This window comes from Saccharopolyspora sp. NPDC047091, from assembly GCF_040643635.1.
In the GTDB taxonomy this organism is placed as follows: domain Bacteria; phylum Actinomycetota; class Actinomycetes; order Mycobacteriales; family Pseudonocardiaceae; genus Saccharopolyspora_C.
In genome coordinates this window covers 66,539-86,823 of sequence record NZ_JBEYUS010000017.1, presented here as the reverse complement: position 1 = coordinate 86,823, position 20,285 = coordinate 66,539, and the positions used below count along the sequence as shown (strand labels likewise).

The window sequence follows — 20,285 nt, the reverse complement described above, 5'->3', positions numbered from 1 at the left end:
CGAAGTCGCGGAACGGCTGGTAGAGGTCGATGCCCAGGCCGAGGTCCGCGCACTGCGCGCGGATCCGCTCCGGGGTGGCGGCGGAGGCGATCAGGTCGTTCTCGAAGATCTCCACCCCGCCGAAGCCCGCGGCGGCCGCGGCGGTGAGCTTGTCCTCCAGCGAGCCGGACAGGCAGACCGTGGCGATGGAGCGGGCGCGTTCAGCGGGCGGCGTGCACACGGGGGCCTCCGGGTTCGGTCACGAGCGTCTCGAAGTGGCGCAGCATCCGTTCCGCGTCGGGTTCCCGCCCGGTGAACAGGCGGAACGCGTCGGCGGCCTGGAACACCGCCATGCCGCCGCCGTCGAGGACGCGGCAGCCGCGGTCGCGGGCGGTGCGGACGAGTTCGGTGTGCAGCGGCCGGTACACCACGTCGGCGACCCACAGCCCGGGGTGCAGCGCGTCGGCGGGCACCGGCAGCCCGGGGTGCGCGGCCATCCCGACGGGCGTGGCGTGCACCAGGCCGTCGGCGCCGGTGAGCGCGGCGGCGGGGTCGAAGTCGCCGGAGGTCGCGCGGTCGGGGCCGAACCGGCGGCGCAGCGCGGCGGCGAGCTCCGCGGCCCGCCCCGCGTCCAGGTCGAGCACGTGCAGCTCGCCGGTGCCGAGGGTCAGCAGCCCGTGCGCGACGGCGGCGCCGGCCCCGCCCGCGCCGAGCAGCACGACCCGGTCCACCGGCACGTCCGGCAGGCCGCGGCCGAAGCTGCGGGCGAACCCGGACCAGTCGGTGTTGTGCCCGATGGCGCCTTCCGGGGTGAACACGACGGTGTTCACCGCACCGAGCGCGGCCGCGTCCGGGGACAGCTCGTCGAGGTGCTCCAGGACCAGCTGCTTCGCCGGGTGGGTGATGTTGAGCCCGGTGAACCCGGTGAGCCGGGCGGCGCGCAGCACGTCGCCGACGGCGGTGGCGGGCGGCCCGATCCGGTCCAGGTCGAGCCGCCGGTAGAGGCAGCGCAGCCCGAGCTCGGCGGCTTCGCGTTCGTGCAGCGCCGGGCTGAGCGACGGGCCGATGCCCGCGCCGACCAACCCGGTGAGGTACCCGATGTCGCTGATGGCGGCCTCCCCCGGTGCCGCGGACCGCAGCCCGCACAACAATGAACGAACCAGCTAGTACACAGTAGCCCGGCGGTGGACCACGGCCAAGGACCGCGACCGCGGACCGCCGCCGAGGACCACGGACCGGGCCGGGGCCGACCGGATTAGGCTGGGGCCTGATCGACCGGGCCGGACCGGCCGCCGACCAGCCGGAACCCCGGCCGGCACCCACGAGACGAGGGAGCCCCCGTGGTGGCACCACCGCCCCCCGCCGGTGACCGGCAGGCGGACGAACCGCGCCAGCGCGACGCCGAGCGCACCCGCGCGGAACTGCTCGACGTGGCGCTCGCCGAGTTCGCCGACAAGGGCTACGCCGGAGCGCGGGTCGACGAGATCGCCGCCCGCACCAGCACCACCAAGCGGATGATCTACTACTACTTCGGCGGCAAGGAGCAGCTCTACATCGCCGCCCTGGAGCGCGCCTACGCGGCGATCCGCGGCGTGGAGCAGGGCCTGGACGTCGCCGACCTGGACCCGGTGGCCGCGATCCGGCGGGTCGCCGAATCCACCTTCGACCACCACGAATCGCACCCGGCGTTCATCCGGCTGGTCTCCATCGAGAACATCGACCACGGCAGGCACCTGGCGAAGTCCGCGGAGCTGCCCGGCCTGGGCACGCCCGCGCTGGAGGTGCTCACCGGAATCCTGGAGCGCGGCCGCGGATCGGGGCTGTTCCGGGCCGACGTCGACGCGCTGGACGTGCACCTGGCGATCAGCTCGTTCTGCGTGTTCCGCACCGCCAACCGGCACACCTTCCAGGCGATCTTCGGCCGGGACATGCTGGCCGCCGACCGCCGCGAGCACTACCGCCGAATGGTCGGCGACCTGGTGGTCAGCTACCTGACCGCGGCCCCCGAGGCGGGTTGAGCCGAGTCCTGATCGGACCTTGACACCGGTGTGCCGCCACCGCACAGTTACGGACTAACCAGGTGGTACATCACCGCTTCTCGCTGTTCCGCGCAACGGAGCCAGGACCGTCAGGAGCTACTCGGTGACCGAGACCCGCACGCCCGCGACGCCGGGCGAACACCGCAAAGCCGCGTGGGCGGCGTGGATCGGCAGCGCGCTGGAGTACTACGACTTCTTCATCTACGGCACCGCCGCGGCGCTGGTGTTCAACAAGATCTTCTTCCCGGCGTCCTCGCCCGCCACCGGCACGCTGCTCGCGCTGGCCTCGTTCGGCGTCGGCTACCTGGCGCGGCCCGTCGGCGCGTTCGTGCTCGGCCACGTCGGCGACCGGTTCGGGCGCAAGCGGGTGCTGGTGCTCACGGTGCTGCTGATGGGGTTGGCCACGGTCGGCGTCGGCTGCCTGCCCACCTACGAGCAGATCGGCGTCGCCGCACCGATCACGCTGGTCGCGCTGCGGCTGCTGCAGGGCTTCTCGGCCGCCGGGGAGCAGTCCGGCGCCAGCTCCATGACCCTCGAGCACGCGCCGGAGCACCGCCGCGGCTACTTCACCAGCTTCACCCTCAGCGGCACCCAGGCCGGGCAGATCCTCGCCACCGCCGTCTTCCTGCCGATCGCCGCGATGCCGCAGGAACAGCTGCTCGCCTGGGGCTGGCGGGTGCCGTTCTGGCTCAGCGGGATCGTCGTCATCGTCGCCCTCGTCATCCGGCGCACCCTCGATGAAACCCCCGTGTTCCAGCGGGAATCCGCCAAGGACGACCGCGAGCCGCCGATCGCCGCGCTGTTCCGCGAGCACTGGGCCGACGTGCTGCGCGTGGTGGTGGCGTCCACCGTCGCCGCCGTGAGCACCATCTTCACCGTGCACGCCCTCAGCTACGCGGTGAACACCGTCGGGCTGGACCGCACCCCGATGCTGTGGGTGGGAGTGCTGGCGAACGTGGTCGCGCTGGCGGCGATCCCGCTGTGCGCGCTGCTGTCCGACCGGATCGGGCGGCGGCCCGTGTTCATCGGCGGGACCGCGGCCTGCGCGGTGCTCATGTTCGGGTACCTGTGGTCGATCTCCACCGGCCGGTACTCGCTGATCTTCCTGACCGGCATCCTGCTGTTCGGCATCGCCTACAGCGCCCCGAACGGGGTGTGGCCCGCGTTCTACGCGGAGATGTTCCCGCCGAAGGTGCGGCTGTCCGGGATGGCCGTCGGCACCCAGATCGGGTTCGCCGTCGCCGGGTTCTCGCCCAGCATCGCCGAAGCCATCGGGCCCGGGCGGGACGGCTGGTTCGCGGTCTCCGCGTTCATCGCCGCGCTCTGCGCCTGCAACATCGTCGCGGTGCTCACCGCGCGGGAAACGCACCGCGTGCCCACCGACGAGCTCGGCAGGCGCGACGGTCGGGCGCCGGACCCGATCGCGGCCGGCTGACCGCGGCGGGGCCCGGCCCCGCGGCTCACCTGGAGCCGAGCCGCTTCGTCTCGCCGAGCTTCTTCCGGTCCGACGCGTAGCCGATCAGCGCGGTCGCGACGAACAGCACGCCACCGACCACGGCCAGCCAGAACAGCCCCTTCAGCACGACCCCCACGACGCCCACCACCAGCCAGAGCAGCAGCAGACCGCCGATCACCTTCCACACCATCCGGACCACCCCGTTCAGCAGGACTCAACCCCGCTTGCCAGAACGGCGGGCGCCGCAACCCCGTTCCAGCAGCGGAATCCGGGAGAACTCCGGGACCACCCCGAGGCCGGAGCCGTCACCGGCGCGGCCGGGTGGCGTCGCGGACCACGTCGCCCAGCACCCGGCGGCGCTCGGCGGGCTCGTCGGCGTCCGCTCCGCCGAGCATGAGCGCGACCGTCGACGGGACGGCCAGCCACCAGGCCGCCAGCGCGCGGGCGACGTAGAGCAGGTGACCGGGGGCCAGGTCGTCGCGCAGCTCGCCGGCCCGCTGCGCGCGGACGACTTCGGCCACGTCGTCGGCGTAGTGCGCCGCCCGCTCCGCGGCGGCCGCGCGGCGCGGGCCGACCGGATCGGGTCGAGCAGCACCAGCGGGCCGAGCGGATCGGGTCGGGCGGCACCGCGGGTCGGGCGGCGGATCGGGTGCGGGCGGGGCGGGCCGCCCGCTCCGGTCGGATCAGCGCAGCCAGGTGGCGAGGCGGGCGACGGCCTCCGCGATGTCCTCGGTCGCGCCCGCGTACGACAGGCGCACGAACCGGCCGCCGAGCTCCGGGTCGAAGTCCGCGCCCGGCACCACCGCCACGCCGGTCTCCTCCAGCAACCGGTGGCACCAGGCCGAGGAGTCGTCGGTGAGCTCGCCGATGTCGGCGTACGCGTAGAACGCGCCGTCGGCGGGCGCGACCCGCTGGATGCCGAGTTCCGCGAGCCCGGTCAGCAGCAGCTCCCGGTTCGTCTCGTACCGGCGGACGTGCTCGCCGACCTCCGCGTACACGTCCGCGCCGAACGCGGCGACCGCGCCGTGCTGCGACATCGCGGGCGGGCACAGGGTGAAGTTGCCGGTCAGCGAGTCCACCGCGCGCCGCAGCCGCGGCGGCACCAGCATCCAGCCGAGCCGCCAGCCCGTCATGCACCACAGCTTCGAGAACGAGTTCACCACGATCGCCTCGTCCGAGAACTCGCGCGCCGAGCGCAGCCGCTCGCCGTACTCGATGCCGTGGTAGATCTCGTCGCTGATCAGCTGCACGCCCCGGCGGTCGCACCAGGACGCCAGCTCCGCCAGCTCGTCCGCGCCGAGCACGGTGCCCGTCGGGTTCGCCGGGGACGCCACGATCAGGCCGCGCACCGGCTCGTCCAGCTCCTCCAGCATCGCCACCGTCGGCTGGAACCGGGTGCTCGCGTCGCACGGCAGCTCCACCACCTCGCAGCCCAGCGCGGACAGGATGTTCCGGTAGGCCGGGTAGCCGGGCCGCGCCAGCGCCACCCGATCGCCCGGGTCGAAGGCGCTGAGGAACGCCAGCAGGAACGCACCGGACGCGCCGGTCGTCACCACCACCTCCGCCGGATCGGCGGGCAGCCCGTAGGTGCGGGCGCCGTGCCCGGCGATGGCCTCCCGCAGCTGCGGCAGGCCGAGCTGCTCGGTGTAGCCCAGCGGATGCCGCCGCACCGCCTCGGCCGCCGCCTCCCGGACCGCGGCGGGCGCCGGGCTCGACGGCTGGCCCGCGGCGAGCGACACCACGTCCCCGCGCACCCGCTGGCGGGCGTTGGCGGCGGAGAGCACTTCCATGACCTGGAACGGCGGCACGTTCGCCCGCTGGGCGACGGACAGGGCGCTGGGCTCGAGCATGCCCACACCCTGTCACGCGACCAGGTGATCAGTAGCCCTGGTAGCCGCCGCCTCCGGCCATCGACTTGAGGCCCGGGTGTCCTTCGAAACCGCCGTAGCGGTCGAAGGTGTAGCGGACCCCGGCGATGATGTTGTCCACCGGGTCGTAGATGTCGTCGTGGCCGGGGAGCTTGTGCGCCTGGAACGTCGGGTCGATGCACTGCATCAGGCCCTTCGACGGGGTGCCCTTGGCGGCGTTCGAGTCCCAGTCGTTGATGGCGTGCGGGTCGCCGCCGGACTCCTTCTGGATGATCGTCCAGATCTTGTCGATGTCCGCTTCGGTCACCGGGATGCCGTTGGCCCGCAGGATCTCGATGGCCTCCCGGATCCACTGGTCCACGTTCCCGGGCGGTGGACCACCACTGGGCGGGCCACCGCTGGAGCCGAGGTCACCGGAACCGCCCGAGCCGCCGGAACCTCCGGAACCGCTGGAGCCGCCGGAACCGCTCGCCCCGTCCGAACCTCCGCCGGAACTCCCGGAACCGCCGGACCCGCTCGACGCGCCCGATCCGCCGGGACCGCCCGGCCCGCCCGGGGAGTCCCCGCCCGGCCCGGTCGCGCCCGCCTGCTCGGTGCTCGCCGGGCCCGCGGGCTCCTGGAACTCCCACCTGGTCTCGCGTCCCGGAGCTGGCGTGAAGCCCTGCTCGCCCGCTTTCGGGATCGTCGTGAACACGTCCGCCATGCCCTCGGCCGCACCGGTGAGCTCGGTCAGCGCGCCGTGCAGCGCCTCGTTCGCCGCGGTGACCTCGCCGCGGGCGTCCGCGGCGTGCGAGTCCATCGCCCGGGTGATCGCGTCGTCGCGCACCCGGCGGGCCGGTTCCAGGGCGGCCGGGTCGTCCGGGTGCGCCCGTTCCGCCTCGCGGTAGGTGTCCTCGGCCCGCTTCGCGTCGGCCAGGGCGCGTTCGCCGATGCCGTTGAGCGCGTCCTTCGCGGTGCGCACGGCCTCGGCCGCCCGGTCCAGCGCGTCCGCCGAGCTCTCCAGCACCGACTTCGCCCGGTCGAACCCGCCGCGGACCTGGCCCATGTAGCCGACGAAGGCGTCCGCGGAGGCGCCCTGCCACGCGTCGTCGAGGCCGGTGACGGCGTTGGTCACGTCCCCCGAGGTGTTCCCGGTGGTGCCCGCCGCGTCGCGCCAGCGCCGCGCGATGTCGGTGATCGACTCGGGTCGGCTGCGCTCCAGCTTCCGCACCTGCTCGGCGAGCGCCGCGCCACCGGGCTTGCCGGCGATCTCCTCTGCAATGCCCATCTCGTCCCCCAGCTCGCGAGGCGGCTCAGACCCGCATCGAGTCTTCGTTGTGCTGCTCGATGTCCTCGACGCTGGTGCGGACCGCGTCGAGCGCGCCGCTGACGCTGCGGAGCAGCTGCTCGGCGGCGTCGAACTGCTGCTTCGCGGTCTCGTCGAGCTTCGTGACCGCGTCGGCGAGCCCGGCGGCGGCGTCCAGCTCGCCGAACAGGCCGGCCTCGGCGGGCCCGCCCTCGAAACCGTCGCCGATGGCGCCGACCGGGCCCGCCTTGCCCTCCAGCGCGGAGCGGCAGTCCTCCAAGGCCCCCATGTTGTAACCGGCGTCTGGCACGACCTCTCCTCGCTGCGGCCCGGATGTCCGACGGGGTCGACGCGCCACACCGGCGCACCGTTCCACCCGATCTCATGATTACCCCGGACGGGGGCGCGCGGCGGTGTTTTCGCCGAAGAGCAGTCGAACGGTCCCGGACGCGGCGAACCGCGCGCGGCCGTGGCTCGCGCGCGGTTCGCGGTCGTTCGTCGCAGGGCGTCCGGTCAGGCGGGCGGGGTGATCTCGCCGCGGGCGGCGCGCAGCGCGATGTCCACGCGGTGGTGCGAGCCGGGCAGGCGCACCGCGGCGACGCGGCGGTACACCTCGTCGCGGGCGGCGTCGAGGTCCGCGCCGGTGGCGACCACGGACAGCACCCGGCCACCCGCGGACAGCACCGCGCCGTCCTCGCGGCGCCGGGTCCCGGAGTGCAGCACGCCGATCGCGTCGCCACCGGTGATCACGTCGTCCACCCGAGGCCGGCCCGGGTAGCCCTCGGCGGCCACGACGACGGTCACCGCGGCGCCGTCCTCCCACTCCAGGGCGGGGGCGGCGGCGAGCTCACCGCGGGCGACCGCGTCCAGCAGCCCCGCCAGCGGGGTGCGCAGCAGCGCCAGCACGGCCTGCGTCTCCGGGTCGCCGAACCGGCAGTTGAACTCGATGACCTGCGGACCCGACGAGGTCAGCGCCAGGCCCGCGTACAGCAGGCCGGAGAACGGGGTACCGCGTTCGGCGAGCTCGTCCACCACCGGCTGCACCGCGGTGCGCACGACGTCCTCGGTGAAGCCCGCCGGCGCCCACGGCAGCGGCGCGTAGGCGCCCATGCCGCCGGTGTTCGGGCCCGCATCGTCGTCGCCGACGCGCTTGAAGTCCTGCGCGGGCAGCAGCGGGACCACCGTGGTGCCGTCGACCAGGCAGAACAGCGAGGCCTCCGGACCGTCCAAGAAGGACTCCAGCAGCACCGGGTGCCCGTCGTCGAGCAGCGTCAGCGCGTGCGCGCGCGCCGCGTCGAAGTCGGTGGTGACCAGCACGCCCTTGCCGCCGGCGAGCCCGTCGTCCTTGACCACCCAGGTGGGGCCGAAGCGGGCCAGCGCGGCGTCCAGCTTCGCCGGGTTGTCCACCGTCTCGCTGTGCGCGGTGGGCACCCCGGCCGAGATCATGACGTCCTTCGCGAACGCCTTGGAGCCCTCGATGCGGGCGGCGCCCTTCGACGGCCCGAAGCAGGGGATGCCCGCGGCGCGGACGGCGTCGGCGGCTCCGGCGACCAGCGGGGTCTCCGGGCCGAACACGACCAGGTCGGCCTTCCAGCCGGTGGCGAGCTCGGTCACCGCCGCCGGATCGGCGACGTCCACCGCGTAGGGCTCGGCGAGCGCGGCGATGCCCGCGTTGCCGGGAGCGCAGGCCAGGGCGGTCACCGACGGGTCCTTCGACAGCGCCAGCACGATCGCGTGCTCACGGCCGCCTGCCCCGATCACCAGGATTCGCACGAGCGGAAGCGTAGAGCGTCCCGCGCGCCGCCGACGGCGGCCCCCCGGCGCGGTGTGGTGAACCGGACATGACCGGCCGGTGACCGGCGGAGATCATCTCGCGGTACGTTTCCCGGCCTCCCGGTGCGGCAGCCGCGAACCGGGCCCGGCGCGGGAGTGCGCGGGCGGAGGCGTGTCGCCGTTCCTTCACCCCGTCGTCGGATGTTCTTGTCCCGTTGGTCGCCCGCCACCGCGAAGGTCGGGCCGGGCGCGCGGCCCTTCCCCGCGCCACGAACTCGCTGGAGGACAGATGTCGATCCGGGTGCGCCTGGCGGCGCTCGCCGTGACCACCGCCGCCGTGCTGAGCGCGATCGCCCAGCTGCCCGCCGCGGCGCCCACCGCGACCGCCGCTCCGGAGGCCGGTCGCGTCGAGGTGTTCGGGCACCGGGGCGCCTCCGGCTACCGCCCGGAGCACACGCTGGCCTCCTACGAGCTGGCGGCGCGGATGGGCGCCGACTTCATCGAGCCGGACCTGGTGCCCACCAAGGACGGGGTGCTGGTGTCCCGGCACGAGAACGAGATCAGCGGCACCACGGACGTCGCCGACCACCCGGAGTTCGCCGACCGCAAGACCACGAAGACCATCGACGGCGCCGAGCTGACCGGCTGGTTCACCGAGGACTTCACCCTCGCCGAGCTGAAGGCGCTGCGCGCGAAGGAACGCATCCCGCAGCTGCGGCCGAACAACACGATCTACGACGGCCGCTTCGAGGTGCCGACGTTCCAGGAGGTCGTGGACCTCTCCCGCCGGTTGTCGGCGGAGCTCGGCCGCGAGATCGGCGTCGCCCCGGAGACCAAGCACCCCTCCTACTTCCAGCGCATCGGCCTGCCGCTGGAGCCGCGCGTGGTGCGCGCGCTGGACGAGAACGGGCTGAACCGGCCGGACGCGAAGGTCGTGGTGCAGTCCTTCGAGGTCGCCAACCTGCGGGAGCTGGACCGCTCGCTGCGGGTGCGGCTGGTGCAGCTGATCTCGGACAGCGGCGCGCCGCAGGACTTCGTGGAGTCCGGCGACCCGCGCACCTACGCGGACCTGGTGACGCAGGAGGGCCTGCGCGGCATCGCGGAGTACGCCGACGTGATCGGCCCGGACACGAAGGTGCTGCTGCCGGTCGACGAGTCGGGGCACCTCACCGGGCCGACCTCGGTGACCGCGGACGCGCACGCGGCGGGCCTGCAGGTCGTGCCGTACACGGTGCGCGCGGAGAACGACTTCCTGCCCGCGGACTTCCGCTCCTCCGCGGTGCCGTCCGAGTTCGGCGACGTGCTCGGCTACTTCGACGCGCTGTTCGCCCAGGGGATCGACGGCGTCTTCAGCGACTTCCCGGACATCGCGGTCGAAGCCCGCGGCTGAGCGAGCGGGCGGTCAGGGCCGTCCGGCGGCGGCCCCGACCGCCCGGAAGTTCGCGTTCGACGCGGGCGCGAACAGGAGCACCAGTCCCGCGCACACCGCGACCAGGTGCGCGGCGCGCAACGCGGCGAACGTCCACGCCCACGGCCCGGTGCCGGTCAGGAAGGCCTGCTCGACCGGGAGTCCGCCCAGCACCTCCGCGATCGGCGGGCCGACCATGCTCGCGGTGCCGAGGCCGCCGACGAGCACCGCCACCGCGATCCGCACCCCGTTCCCGCCGCGCCGCAGCCGCAGCACGAGGACCAGCACCGCGGCGTAGACGGCGCCGCGCAGCACCAGCTGCCCGGCGAGCCCCTCGGCGGGCGCCCCGTCCGCGACGAGCCGCCCGACGTGCAGCACCGTCTCGGCGACCCCCGCCGCCACGGCGCAGGTCCAGGCGATGATCGAGCGGCGCACCGCCGCCGGTGCTGCGTCCTTCGGTTCCACGGCCCGTCTCCCCACGTCGTCCCCCGGCTGCGGGTCGAACGTAAGCGGCGCGGCGGGGCGCGGGGATCGGGTTCGTCCCGGATCCCGGCTCGGGGTGGTCCCGGACCGGGCTCAGGAGGCGGCGACCGGGCGGGGCGCGGGGGTCGCGGCGGACTCGGACCCGGCGAGGAGGCCGCGGCGGGCGAGGATCGGGCGCACGCCTTCGCCGAACCGGTACGCCTCCTCCAGGTGCGGGTACCCGGAGAACACGAACTCCTCCACGCCGACGTCGTGGTACTCGGACATCAGGTCGGCGACCTCCTCGTGGCTGCCGACGAGCGCGGTGCCCGCCCCGCCGCGCAGCAACCCGACGCCGGACCACAGGCCCGGGTGCACTTCGAGCTTCCGCGCGTCCTCGTGCAGCACCCCGCCGTGCAGCTCGGCCATCCGCCGCTGCGCGGTGGATTCGGTGGCGGCGAACTTCGCCTGCGAGGCGGCCACGTCCGCCGGGTCCATCTGGTCCAGGAAGCGCTGCGCGGTCGCCCACGCCTCGGCGGAGGTGTCCCGGGTGATGGTGTGCGCGCGCAGCCCGAACCGCAGGGTGCGGCCCTCCGCGGCGGCCAGCTCCCGCAGCCGGGCGATCCGCTCGCCGACCTGCGCGGGCGGTTCGCCCCAGGTCAGGTGCACGTCGGCGCGGCGGGCGGCGACGGGCAGCGCCGCCGGGGACGAGCCGCCGAAGTACAGCGGCGGCACCGGGTCCGGCACCGCGTGGGCGGTGGCGCCGCGCAGCCGGTAGTGCTCGCCGTCGAAGTCGGCCGGTTCCCCCGACCAGATGGCGCGCAGCGCGGCGAGGAACTCGTCGGTGCGCTCGTAGCGGCGGTCGTGGTCCAGCCAGTCGCCGTACCGGCGCTGCTCGGTCGACTCGCCGCCGGTGACGATGTTGAGCAGCAGCCTGCCGCCGGAGACCTGCTGGTAGGTGGCGGCCAGCTGCGCGGCCAGCGTCGGGGTGAGCGAGCCGGGCCGGAACGCGACGAGGAACTTGATCCGCTTGGTGCGCCCGAGCAGCGCCGCGGTGGTCACCCACGCGTCCTGGCACCAGCTGCCGGTGGGGGTGAGCATGCCGGTGAACCCGAGGTGCTCGACGGCCTGCGCGACCTGCGCCAGGTAGTCGATGTCCGGTTCGCGGGGCGTGTTCGCGGCGGCCGCCGTGACGTGCGGTCGGTCCACGATGGACCGTCCGTCGCCGTGGGTGGGCAGGAACCAGTGCAGGGTGATGCTCATGCGTCTCCTCCTGGTCAGCGGACGGCGGCGAGCCGCTGCGCGAAGCGGGTGTCGACGTACTCGGCGAAGTCGAAGCTCCGCGGGATCTCCCCGGCCTGCACGAACGCGTCGGCGAGCTCCTGCGAGGAGCGGACCACCGCGTCGTCCAGCGGGATCGGCAGGTTCGGTCCGGCGTCGGTGGCGCGGCGGGTGACCTCGATCGGCAGCCCGGTGTCCTCGGCCCACGCCCGCGCGCGCTCCGCGCGGTGCGAGTCGGAGAACAGCTGGGCCTGCGCGACGCGGACCACGTAGTCGGCGAGCGCGGTGTTCTTGGCGGCGTCCGCGAGCGCCTCGTCGCTCGCCACCTGGAAGTCGAGGCCGTTCGAGATGCCGGTGCCGTCGGTGAGCACCTTCGCGCCGGTCTCCAGCTGCACCTGCGCGAAGTACGGGTCCCAGATCGCCCAGGCGTCCACCTCGCCGCCGTTGAACGCGCCGAGCGCGTCGGCGGGCTGCAGGATCACCAGCTGCACGTCGTCCGGGGTGAGCCCGACCTTCCGCAGGCTCAGCAGCACCTGGCCGTGCGCCGAGCTGCCGCGGGCCAGCGCGATCTTCTTCCCGCGCAGGTCCTCGACCCGCCGCAGCGGGGAGTCCCGGGGCACGATCAGCGCGTCGCTGGTCACGTTGCCCTTCGACGCGGACACGACCTTCACCTCGCGCTTGGCGGCGGCCGCGAACAGCGGGGGCGTGTTGCCGACGCCGCCGATGTCGATGGCCCCGGCGGACGCGGCCTCCAGCAGCGGCGGGCCGGAGGTGAACGTGGCCCACTCGATCGCGTAAGGCGCCCGATCCAGCCCGGCGGAGCGCAGCAGGGACTGCGAGTTGCCCTTCTGGTCCCCGACGCGCAGCCGCACCCGGCGCAGCTCGTCGTCGCCGACCGGCGGCGGGACGGGCGCGGTGGCCGCATCGGGGCCGCGACCGCACGCGCCGAGCAGCCCGGCGGTCGTGGTGGTGAGGGCGAGGGCGGCGAGGAATTCCCGACGGTGCACGGTGTCATCGCTTTCGCTGAGCAGAGCGGAACCCGGGCCGCACTGGGCGCCCCGGACGAACGGGTGGCCGCCTGCCTTCGAACCAGCGCAGCGGGGTTCAGCGGTGTCCCGTCAGCGGCGGAGCCGCTGAGCCGCCGACCACCTGATCAGCCGGACCACCCGCGGGTTCTCAGCGGTTCCCTCGCGAGGACAGCGTTTTCGCATGTGGCGGAGCCACCTGCGAAAACGATCCCGCAGCGAGGGGGCCGCTGAGGTTCCGCCACCCCAGCGCTACGCGAAAAGAATTCGAAGAACAGCCGGTGAGGTTCCTCAGCGGAGGCGACAGAGGGCGCTGGCCTGCCGCCGGAGGTCGACGTGCAGGCGCCCGGTCAGTGCGGTGCGCGCGGTCATGCCCAGCAGGTTCGCACCGGCGCGATCTCCCGGTCAACGCCCGCCGGACCGCGTCCCACCAGGTGGCACCGCAGCGCAACGCCCCGCCCACCACGGAGGTGAGCGGGGCGCGGGTCCGGCGTCGACGACGATCAGCAGCTGCCGAGCGCGTCCTTCAAGGCGGTCTTCTCGGCTTCGGTGACGGTCAGCTCGTACTTGTGCTTGGAGCCGATCCACATCGAGGCGTAGGTGCAGTGGTAGCCGGCTTCCGGCGGCATCCACTGGTCCGGGGTCTTGTCGCTCTTGGACTGGTTCACGTTGTCGGTGACGGCGATCAGCTGCGGGCCTTCGAGGTCGTTGGCGAAGGCCTCGCGCTGCTCGTCGGTCCACTCGGAGGCCCCGGATCGCCAGGCCGCGGCCAGCGGCACCACGTGGTCGATGTCCACATCGGACGGCTTGGTCCAGCTCCCGCCGTCGTACGGGCTGTTCCAGGTGCCGGAGGTCGGGTAGCAGTCCGAACCGACCTCGACGTCCTCCCCGTCGCGCTTGAGCACCGACTCGCGGGTGTTGCAGCCGTCGGGGCCTTCGATCCAGTGCGGGAACCGGTCCCGGTCGTAGCCGTCGAGAGAGCCTTCGGGGGCGACCTGCAGCGCGTCGAGCTGGGTCTGCGCGGTCGCCGCGTCGGGGATGCCGGGCGGTTCCGCACCGGCGGGCACGGCCAGGCCGAGCGACAGGGCCCCGGCCAGGGGCAGAGCGGTCAGTGCTGCGCGAAGCGAACGGGTCGGTGTCATGGGGACCTCCGCTGGGCTGATCTCGCCGATGTCGATCCTGACCTTCATCGAGCGAGGTGGCCGTGGCAATGCCCCGAAGTGACTAGGCGGTGACCTGTCGTGAAACCGCCACCGGCGCCGCGCCGGTTCTGGGAAAACCGTGTGTGCGCAGGGGTTTTCGGTCTCCGGTCAGGGCCGCACGAGCAGCAGGTCCTCGGTGTGGCGGTACCAGGCCCACTTGGTCACCGGCCGCGGGTGCGGCACGCCGTCGCGGAGCACGGTCGCCTCGCGGAACCCGGCCTGCACCGCGCGGCCGCGGGTGGTGTCCCGGCGGGTGCGCAGCAGGCCGCGGCGCACCGCGGTGACCCGCAGGCCGTCCGCGGCCGGGTCCAGGTTCGCCGACATCGGGTCGGAGGTCGGTTCCGGCAGCGGTTCCGCCGCCGGGTCGGGGGTGATCTCCAGGCTCCGCGCCGGGCCGTGCAGCACCCGCTGGTCGTCGCAGTACACCTGGCCGGTGATCGGCTCCACCCGGCCGCTCGCGATCAGCAGCCCGCCGTTGTCGTCGCGCACCAGCGCCGACGGCCGGGCCGCGCCCTCGAACGCGAGCCGCTCGGCGTCCGGGCCCACCGGGATGCCCCACAGCCGCGTCGCGGGCGACTCGGCCACCGGCACGTAGCCGACGGCGAGGTCGGCGATGCGGTTCCGGCGCAGCAGCCGCAGCACGACCGCCGCCAGGTCCGCATCGGTACCCTGGACGACGACTCGCCCGGGGCCGTCGGGCAGCAGCGCATCGACCTCGGCCTTCCCGGGAGCAGGCGGAACCGGATGCCACTCCACGTGACCGCCCGGACGCGTGGGGTGGTCACCGTTTGTGCAGCACAGTGCAGTGGTACTCACGTTTCGCTCCTGGTTTACCCTGATCGACCGGCATCAGTGTCGCGTCGGAGCGGGGAGTCGCTCGCGCGGACCCACAGTCCAGGTTGGAGTTTCACATGCCGGCGATCGTGCTGATCGGAGCCCAGTGGGGCGACGAGGGCAAGGGCAAGGCGACCGACCTGCTCGGTGAGCAGGCGCAGTGGGTCGTGCGCTACCAGGGCGGCAACAACGCGGGTCACACCGTGGTGCTGCCCGACGGGCAGGACTTCGCGCTGCACCTCATCCCCTCCGGCATCCTCACGCCGGGCGTGACGAACGTGATCGGGAACGGCGTCGTCGTCGACCCGGGCGTGCTGCTCGACGAGCTCGCGGGGCTGGAGGAGCGCGGCGTCGACACCTCGCGCCTGCTGCTGTCCGCCGACGCGCACATGATCATGCCGTACCACGTGGCGATCGACCGCGTCACCGAGCGCTACCTCGGCAAGAAGCAGATCGGCACCACCGGCCGCGGCATCGGCCCCGCCTACCAGGACAAGGTGGCCCGCGTCGGCGTCCGCGTGCAGGACCTGCTGGACGAGAAGATCCTGCGGCAGAAGGTCGAGGCCGCGCTGGAGTTCAAGAACCAGCTGCTGGTGAAGGTCTACAACCGCCGCGCGCTGGACGCCGACGAGGTCGTGGACACCGTGCTGGAGCAGTCCGAGCGCTTCGCCGGCCGCATCGCCGACACCAAGCTGCTGGTCAACGAGGCGCTGGAGCGCGGCGAGACGGTGCTGCTGGAGGGTTCGCAGGGCACGCTGCTCGACGTGGACCACGGCACCTACCCGTTCGTGACCTCGTCGAACCCGACCTCCGGCGGGGCGTGCGCGGGCTCCGGCATCGGGCCGACCCGGATCAACGCCGTGATCGGCATCCTGAAGTCCTACACCACCCGCGTCGGCGCGGGCCCGTTCCCGACGGAGCTCACCGACGAGGCGGGCGAGAACCTGCGCAAGCAGGGCGGCGAGTTCGGCGTCACCACCGGGCGCTCGCGGCGCACCGGCTGGTTCGACGCGGTCATCGCCCGCTACGCGACCCGGGTCAACGGCATCACCGACTACTTCCTCACCAAGCTGGACGTGCTGTCCGGGCTGGAGACGATCCCGGTGTGCGTCGGCTACGACGTGGACGGGCAGCGGGTCACCGAGATGCCGATGACGCAGACCGGCGTGCACCACGCGGTGCCGGTGTACGAGGAGCTGCCGGGCTGGTCCGAGGACCTCAGCGCGGCCCGCAGCTTCGAGGACCTGCCGGTGAACGCGCAGAACTACGTGCTGCGCCTGGAGGAGCTGGCGGGTGCCCGCATCTCCGCGATCGGCGTCGGCCCCGGCCGCGACCAGACGATCGTCCGCCACACGATGGCGTGAGCTGAGCACCGAACACCACAGGTGAACGGCCCGCCCACCCGGTTCTGCCGGACGGGCGGGCCGTCCCGCTCCGCGCGGGCCCTCGCACCCGGCGCGGCCGGTCACCTCCGGCGCGGACCGCTCACTTCGCGCGGGGGTGCAGCGGCGGCAGGGCGGCGATCGCCTCGGTCCGGGTGAGGCCGGTGGCCTGCAGCAGGTCGACCGCGATCGAGCGGACCTGCAGCACCACCACCTGCATCGAGAAGTCGCCCTCGCCGAGCAGCTCCACCGAGGACTTCCGCGCCACCGCGCGCGCCGCCTCCCGCGCCTGCAGGGGCTCGTTGCCGCCCGCCAGCTCGTCGCGCAGCAGCACCACCGAACCGGCCAGCTCCTCCAGCAGGCCCGGCAGCGGGCGCGGCACCGGCTCGTCGTCCCGCAGCGCCGACATGGCGCGCCGCGCCAGCACCCGGGTGTTCCGCAACGCGCGGTCGATCGGCGTGGCCGCGGCCTCGTAGCGCTTCAGGTCGCCGCGGCGGCGCCAGCGGATCGGCGCGATCTTCGCGATCTCCCCGCCCGCGTCCAGCGCGGTGCGGAACTCGTCCACCAGCTCCTGGCTCTTGCGCACCTTCGCCAGCGTGTCCGAGGCCAGGTCGGTGTCCCGCCGCGACACCGCCCACGCCACCCCGCGCAGCCCGTCGGTGAGCGCCCCCAGCACCAGCCTGCCGTTGCGGTGCGCCACCGCCAGCGGGTTCGCGGGCAGCAGCGCCGCCACCGCGAACCCGATCAGCCCGCCGACCGCGGCATCGATCATGCGGGTCAGGCCGCCCGCCGAAGCAGGCGGCAGCAACGTCGCCACCAGCACCGACGAGGACGCGGCCTGCAGCACGATGATCGCCCCGCTGTCCGCGAGCACCGCCGTGCTCATCGCCAGCGCCACCACCAGCGCGATCTGCCACGGACCGGTGCCGATCGCCGAGATCAGGATGTCCCCGACCCCGATGCCGATGCTCACGCCGACGACGAGCTCCAGCGCCCGCCGCAGCCGCTGCCCCAGCGACACGCCCAGCGACACCACCGCGGCGATCGGCGCGAAGAACGGCGCCGGATGCCCCACCAGGCTCTTCGCCACCGCCCACGCCAGCCCGGCGGCGACGGCGCACTGCACGATCGGCACCCCCGACCGGAACAACCGCCGCAACCGCCGACTCAACTCCTGCCGAACCCGATGCACGAGCCCATTCTCCGCCACGTCGATCGCCGAGAGGTAGCGGTGGGCTACGACGGCCGTCGGGCCGGGTCGATCGAGACCGCCTGGTCCGGGCTGGTGAGGCGGATGGCGGGCACGCCGAGGTAGCGGGTGAGGCCGGGGACGAGTTCGGGCAGTTCCGGGACGGGTACTTGCGGGGAGTCCACGCCTCCGAGGTCGTCACGACGGCCGCTGAACCGGTGATCACGCGCGTGCGCTTCACCCACCACGGCCACGTAACGACCTCGACCCTCGGAATCCTCATCGATCACCGAGGTCGTGAACGAATTCATCAGCCCTGCCCGCTCGTGCTTTCCCCACGCCTCGCCGTCCTGTCCCCACAGGTACCTCCTCTGCGCTGAGAATCCGTCCGCGGCCCGGACCCGGACACCGTGCTGTTTCGCGGCCTCGATCACCCGGCGCGGGCCGTCGTGCCGTGCGCCCTCACGCAGTGCGTTGTCGAGCTGCGGCGGCATCTCCGCGCCGCCTGCCAGGTAGTCGTCCACCCACTGCTGGATGGGGCCGACCCGCAGCAGTTCCAGGTAGATCGTGCGCAGGCCCTTGCTCTTCAGCTCGGCCATGTTGTCGGCGAGGAAGTAGTAGGCGTGGGTCTCCGCGTGGTTCTCACCGATCACCAGGCCGTCGGATCCATCCGCGATGACCTGGCGGAACACCTCTGCGGGCACGGCCCTGGAATTCGCGGGCACCGGGTCCGCGGGCTCGGGCCGCAGGGCGGCCGACTCCGCAGCGTGCGCCGCGTTGCGCCCGAGGGCGACCCGATCCTCGTCCTCCCGGTTCCAGTACCCCGCGGTGGGCGGGTACGCCTCGCCGTACTTGGTCAGATTCCTCGCGTCGTCGAGGCCGCCACGGACCAGATCCGTCGCACGCTTGACGAGCTCGCCGGCCAGTTTCGGATAGGTCAGGCGAAGTTCCCGGGCGTGATACCGCACCAGCACCGTTCGGGTGTCGTGGTGGAAGCGGAGCTGCGAGTCCTCGTCGAAGCGCTGGTTGTCCTGCCGCGCCGCGGCGAGCACGGCACGCCACGCGTCGGCGGTCTCCGGGCCGGAAGACTTCCGCCCGGTTCCGCAGCAGAACAGCTGGAACCACGGTGACTGCTGCTCCGGCGGTTGTGGGAAGCCGATCTCCAGCGAATGCTGCGGGACCGACGGTCCCGCCTGGGCCACCGGGGCCGGGCCGCCGAGCTCGGACAGCTCCACGCCCTCCTCCGCCGCCCGCGCCACCACGGCGTTGCCCACCGTGCGTTGCAGGGCCAGCAGTCGTCGCTGCTCCGGTGAGCCGGAGAGCACGCGCCGCACCGGGGACCGCCCGGACCGCCGCGCGGGCTCGGCCGGCACCGCCTCCACGTCGCGCACGGCACGCCTCCTGCTCCCGGCAACCCGAGTGCCCAGCGTCGCCGGTGCGGGCCTGGGGCCGGAAGGGCTCCGAGCCCCCAGGCGGGGGCAGCGCCCTTGCGCGAACGGGCAGCGGGAGGCACCGGCACCCCGGTCCCTCCCGCGCAGCCCGTTCCCGCCCAGGCGTCACGCGACTCCGGTGGCCTCCACCGACGCCGGGTCGCTGTCGAGCAGGAGCTGGCGGCAGCGGTCGAACTCGTCGGTCTCGCCGATCGCGCCCGCGGCCTTGGCCAGCACGGCGACGGCGCGCAGCACGCCCTGGTTGGGGCGGTGCCGCCACGGCACCGGGCCGAAGCCCTTCCACCCGGAGCGGCGCAGCGCGTCCAGGCCCCGGTGGTAGCCGGTGCGGGCGTAGGCGTAGGCGGCGATCGTCTCGCCGTTCTCCAGCGCGGCCTCGCCGAGCTGCGCCCACGCGGCGCTGAAGGTGGGGTGCTCGGCGGCCACCAGGGCCGGGTCGGTGCCCGCGTCCAGCGCGGCCTGCGCGGGCTCGTTCTCGGGCAGCAGCGTTTCCGGTGGCTCCAGCAGGTTCGTCATGGCGCCATCTTGTCACCGGACGCACGAACGCCACCCCGGCGGCCGGGGTGGCGTTCGACGAGCGGTGCGGCGGTCAGCCGGCCAGCATGCGGCCCGCGGACTTGAGCGTTTCGCAGCCGTGCGCGACGCGCGCGGCCATCGCCTGCTCGGCGGCCTTCAGGTAGCTGCGCGGGTCGTAGACCTTCTTGTTCCCGACCTCGCCGTCGATCTTCAGCACGCCGTCGTAGTTCTTCAGCATGTGGTCGGCGATGGGCCGGGTGAACGCGTACTGGGTGTCGGTGTCGATGTTCATCTTCACCACGCCGTAGGACACCGCTTCGTGGATCTCCTCCAGCAGCGAACCGGAACCGCCGTGGAAGACCAGGTCGAACGGCTTCGAACCGGCGGGCAGGCCCAGCTTCTCGGAGGCGACCTCCTGGCCCTGCTTGAGGATCTCCGGGCGCAGCTTCACGTTGCCCGGCTTGTAGACGCCGTGCACGTTGCCGAACGTCGCGGCCAGCAGGTAGCGGCCCTTCTCACCGGCGCCGAGCGCCTCCACGGTGTGCTCGTAGTCGCCCGCGGCGGTGTAGAGCTTCTCGTTGATGTCGTTGGCGACGCCGTCCTCCTCGCCGCCGACGACGCCGACCTCCAGCTCCAGGATGATCTTCGCCTTGGCGGCGAGGTCCAGCAGCTCGGAGGCGATCTGCAGGTTCTCGTGCAGCTCGATGGCCGACCCGTCCCACATGTGCGACTGGAACAGCGGGTTCTCGCCGCGGTCCACCCGCTCCTGGCTGATCTGGATCAGCGGGCGGACGTAGCCGTCCAGCTTGTCCTTCGGGCAGTGGTCGGTGTGCAGCGCGATGTTCACCGGGTACTTCGCGGCCACGACGTGCGCGTACTCGGCGAGCGCGGTGGCGCCGGTGACCATGTCCTTGACCTTCGTGCCGGAGGCGAACTCGGCGCCACCGGTCGAGACCTGGATGATGCCGTCGCTTTCGGCCTCGGCGAAGCCGCGCAGCGCCGCGTTGAGCGTCTCCGACGAGGTCACGTTGATGGCCGGGTAGGCGAATTCACCTGACTTCGCCCGGTCCAGCATCTCCGTGTAGACCTCGGGGGTCGCGATGGGCATCGGTCGTCCTCCTCGGGGGATGGAGTCGTT

General features: G+C 73.4%; 20 protein-coding genes and 2 pseudogenes. 4 read left to right on the top strand and 18 right to left on the bottom strand.

Going from position 1 to position 20,285, the window contains the following annotated elements; genetic code table 11:
• A pseudogene (locus ABZ805_RS10855) lies at positions 1-220 on the bottom strand (sugar phosphate isomerase/epimerase and 4-hydroxyphenylpyruvate domain-containing protein); the annotation flags it as partial.
• A complete protein-coding gene (locus ABZ805_RS10850; RefSeq protein ID WP_358437530.1) occupies positions 201-1,127 on the bottom strand; it encodes a shikimate dehydrogenase in 927 nt (308 codons plus the stop codon). The gene ABZ805_RS10850 and the pseudogene ABZ805_RS10855, both read right to left, overlap by 20 nt.
• Positions 1,128-1,322: 195 nt before the next feature.
• On the opposite strand from ABZ805_RS10850, the gene ABZ805_RS10845 reads away from it, so the two are divergent.
• Both ABZ805_RS10845 and ABZ805_RS10840 read left to right on the top strand, forming a co-directional pair.
• Complete coding sequence (locus ABZ805_RS10845; RefSeq protein WP_358437527.1) at positions 1,323-1,997, top strand: TetR/AcrR family transcriptional regulator; 675 nt, start codon at positions 1,323-1,325, stop codon at positions 1,995-1,997.
• A 124-nt stretch (positions 1,998-2,121) separates the two neighbouring features.
• Positions 2,122-3,453: an MFS transporter gene (locus ABZ805_RS10840; protein ID WP_358437524.1), complete on the top strand. Its 1,332-nt coding sequence runs from the start codon at positions 2,122-2,124 to the stop codon at positions 3,451-3,453.
• Between the two features lie 25 nt (positions 3,454-3,478).
• Here ABZ805_RS10840 and ABZ805_RS10835 read toward each other — a convergent pair whose 3' ends face one another.
• The 6 genes and pseudogenes from ABZ805_RS10835 to purD all read right to left on the bottom strand — a co-directional run bounded on the left by ABZ805_RS10835 (position 3,479) and on the right by purD (position 8,400).
• Positions 3,479-3,664 carry a hypothetical protein gene (locus ABZ805_RS10835; RefSeq protein WP_358437521.1) on the bottom strand — a complete coding sequence of 62 codons (186 nt, stop codon included), beginning with the start codon at positions 3,662-3,664 and terminating at the stop codon, positions 3,479-3,481.
• A 115-nt stretch (positions 3,665-3,779) separates the two neighbouring features.
• Positions 3,780-4,022 (bottom strand): annotated as a pseudogene (locus ABZ805_RS10830) (hypothetical protein); the annotation flags it as partial.
• Between the two features lie 135 nt (positions 4,023-4,157).
• Complete coding sequence (locus ABZ805_RS10825; RefSeq protein WP_358437518.1) at positions 4,158-5,324, bottom strand: pyridoxal phosphate-dependent aminotransferase; 1,167 nt, start codon at positions 5,322-5,324, stop codon at positions 4,158-4,160.
• A 28-nt stretch (positions 5,325-5,352) separates the two neighbouring features.
• Positions 5,353-6,609 carry a transglycosylase SLT domain-containing protein gene (locus tag ABZ805_RS10820; protein ID WP_358437515.1) on the bottom strand — a complete coding sequence of 419 codons (1,257 nt, stop codon included), beginning with the start codon at positions 6,607-6,609 and terminating at the stop codon, positions 5,353-5,355.
• 25 nt (positions 6,610-6,634) lie between these two features.
• A complete protein-coding gene (locus tag ABZ805_RS10815; protein WP_358437513.1) occupies positions 6,635-6,937 on the bottom strand; it encodes a hypothetical protein in 303 nt (100 codons plus the stop codon).
• 203 nt (positions 6,938-7,140) lie between these two features.
• Positions 7,141-8,400 carry a phosphoribosylamine--glycine ligase gene (purD, locus tag ABZ805_RS10810; protein WP_358437510.1) on the bottom strand — a complete coding sequence of 420 codons (1,260 nt, stop codon included), beginning with the start codon at positions 8,398-8,400 and terminating at the stop codon, positions 7,141-7,143.
• Positions 8,401-8,689: 289 nt separating this feature from the next.
• Here purD and ABZ805_RS10805 point away from each other — a divergent pair, with 289 nt between their 5' ends.
• A complete protein-coding gene (locus ABZ805_RS10805; protein ID WP_358437507.1) occupies positions 8,690-9,790 on the top strand; it encodes a glycerophosphodiester phosphodiesterase in 1,101 nt (366 codons plus the stop codon).
• Positions 9,791-9,802: 12 nt separating this feature from the next.
• On the opposite strand, the gene ABZ805_RS10800 is transcribed toward ABZ805_RS10805, so the two are convergent.
• From ABZ805_RS10800 to ABZ805_RS10775, 6 genes are all read right to left on the bottom strand, one after another.
• Positions 9,803-10,273, bottom strand: a complete 471-nt coding sequence (locus ABZ805_RS10800; protein ID WP_358437505.1) for a hypothetical protein — start codon at positions 10,271-10,273, stop codon at positions 9,803-9,805.
• Positions 10,274-10,384: 111 nt separating this feature from the next.
• Positions 10,385-11,533: an LLM class flavin-dependent oxidoreductase gene (locus ABZ805_RS10795; RefSeq protein WP_358437502.1), complete on the bottom strand. Its 1,149-nt coding sequence runs from the start codon at positions 11,531-11,533 to the stop codon at positions 10,385-10,387.
• A gap of 14 nt (positions 11,534-11,547) precedes the next feature.
• Entirely contained in the window at positions 11,548-12,558 is a 1,011-nt protein-coding gene (locus tag ABZ805_RS10790; RefSeq protein WP_358437499.1) for an ABC transporter substrate-binding protein, read from the bottom strand.
• A gap of 309 nt (positions 12,559-12,867) precedes the next feature.
• On the bottom strand, positions 12,868-12,948 hold the full coding sequence (locus tag ABZ805_RS10785; protein ID WP_358437547.1) for a putative leader peptide: 81 nt from the start codon (positions 12,946-12,948) through the stop codon (positions 12,868-12,870).
• A 131-nt stretch (positions 12,949-13,079) separates the two neighbouring features.
• On the bottom strand, positions 13,080-13,718 hold the full coding sequence (locus ABZ805_RS10780) for an HNH endonuclease family protein (RefSeq protein WP_358437497.1): 639 nt from the start codon (positions 13,716-13,718) through the stop codon (positions 13,080-13,082).
• Between the two features lie 168 nt (positions 13,719-13,886).
• Entirely contained in the window at positions 13,887-14,594 is a 708-nt protein-coding gene (locus tag ABZ805_RS10775; RefSeq protein ID WP_358437494.1) for a hypothetical protein, read from the bottom strand.
• Positions 14,595-14,689: 95 nt separating this feature from the next.
• On the opposite strand from ABZ805_RS10775, the gene ABZ805_RS10770 reads away from it, so the two are divergent.
• On the top strand, positions 14,690-15,976 hold the full coding sequence (locus ABZ805_RS10770) for an adenylosuccinate synthase (protein WP_358437492.1): 1,287 nt from the start codon (positions 14,690-14,692) through the stop codon (positions 15,974-15,976).
• Between the two features lie 121 nt (positions 15,977-16,097).
• Here ABZ805_RS10770 and ABZ805_RS10765 read toward each other — a convergent pair whose 3' ends face one another.
• The 4 genes from ABZ805_RS10765 to fbaA all read right to left on the bottom strand — a co-directional run bounded on the left by ABZ805_RS10765 (position 16,098) and on the right by fbaA (position 20,255).
• Positions 16,098-17,153, bottom strand: coding sequence for an FUSC family protein (locus tag ABZ805_RS10765; RefSeq protein WP_358437489.1), 1,056 nt, complete (start codon positions 17,151-17,153; stop codon positions 16,098-16,100).
• 77 nt (positions 17,154-17,230) lie between these two features.
• On the bottom strand, positions 17,231-18,574 hold the full coding sequence (locus ABZ805_RS10760; protein ID WP_358437486.1) for a hypothetical protein: 1,344 nt from the start codon (positions 18,572-18,574) through the stop codon (positions 17,231-17,233).
• Positions 18,575-18,739: 165 nt separating this feature from the next.
• Complete coding sequence (locus ABZ805_RS10755; protein ID WP_358437483.1) at positions 18,740-19,147, bottom strand: DUF3151 domain-containing protein; 408 nt, start codon at positions 19,145-19,147, stop codon at positions 18,740-18,742.
• Positions 19,148-19,220: 73 nt separating this feature from the next.
• On the bottom strand, positions 19,221-20,255 hold the full coding sequence (gene fbaA, locus ABZ805_RS10750; protein WP_358437480.1) for a class II fructose-bisphosphate aldolase: 1,035 nt from the start codon (positions 20,253-20,255) through the stop codon (positions 19,221-19,223).
• Positions 20,256-20,285 lie beyond the last annotated feature (30 nt).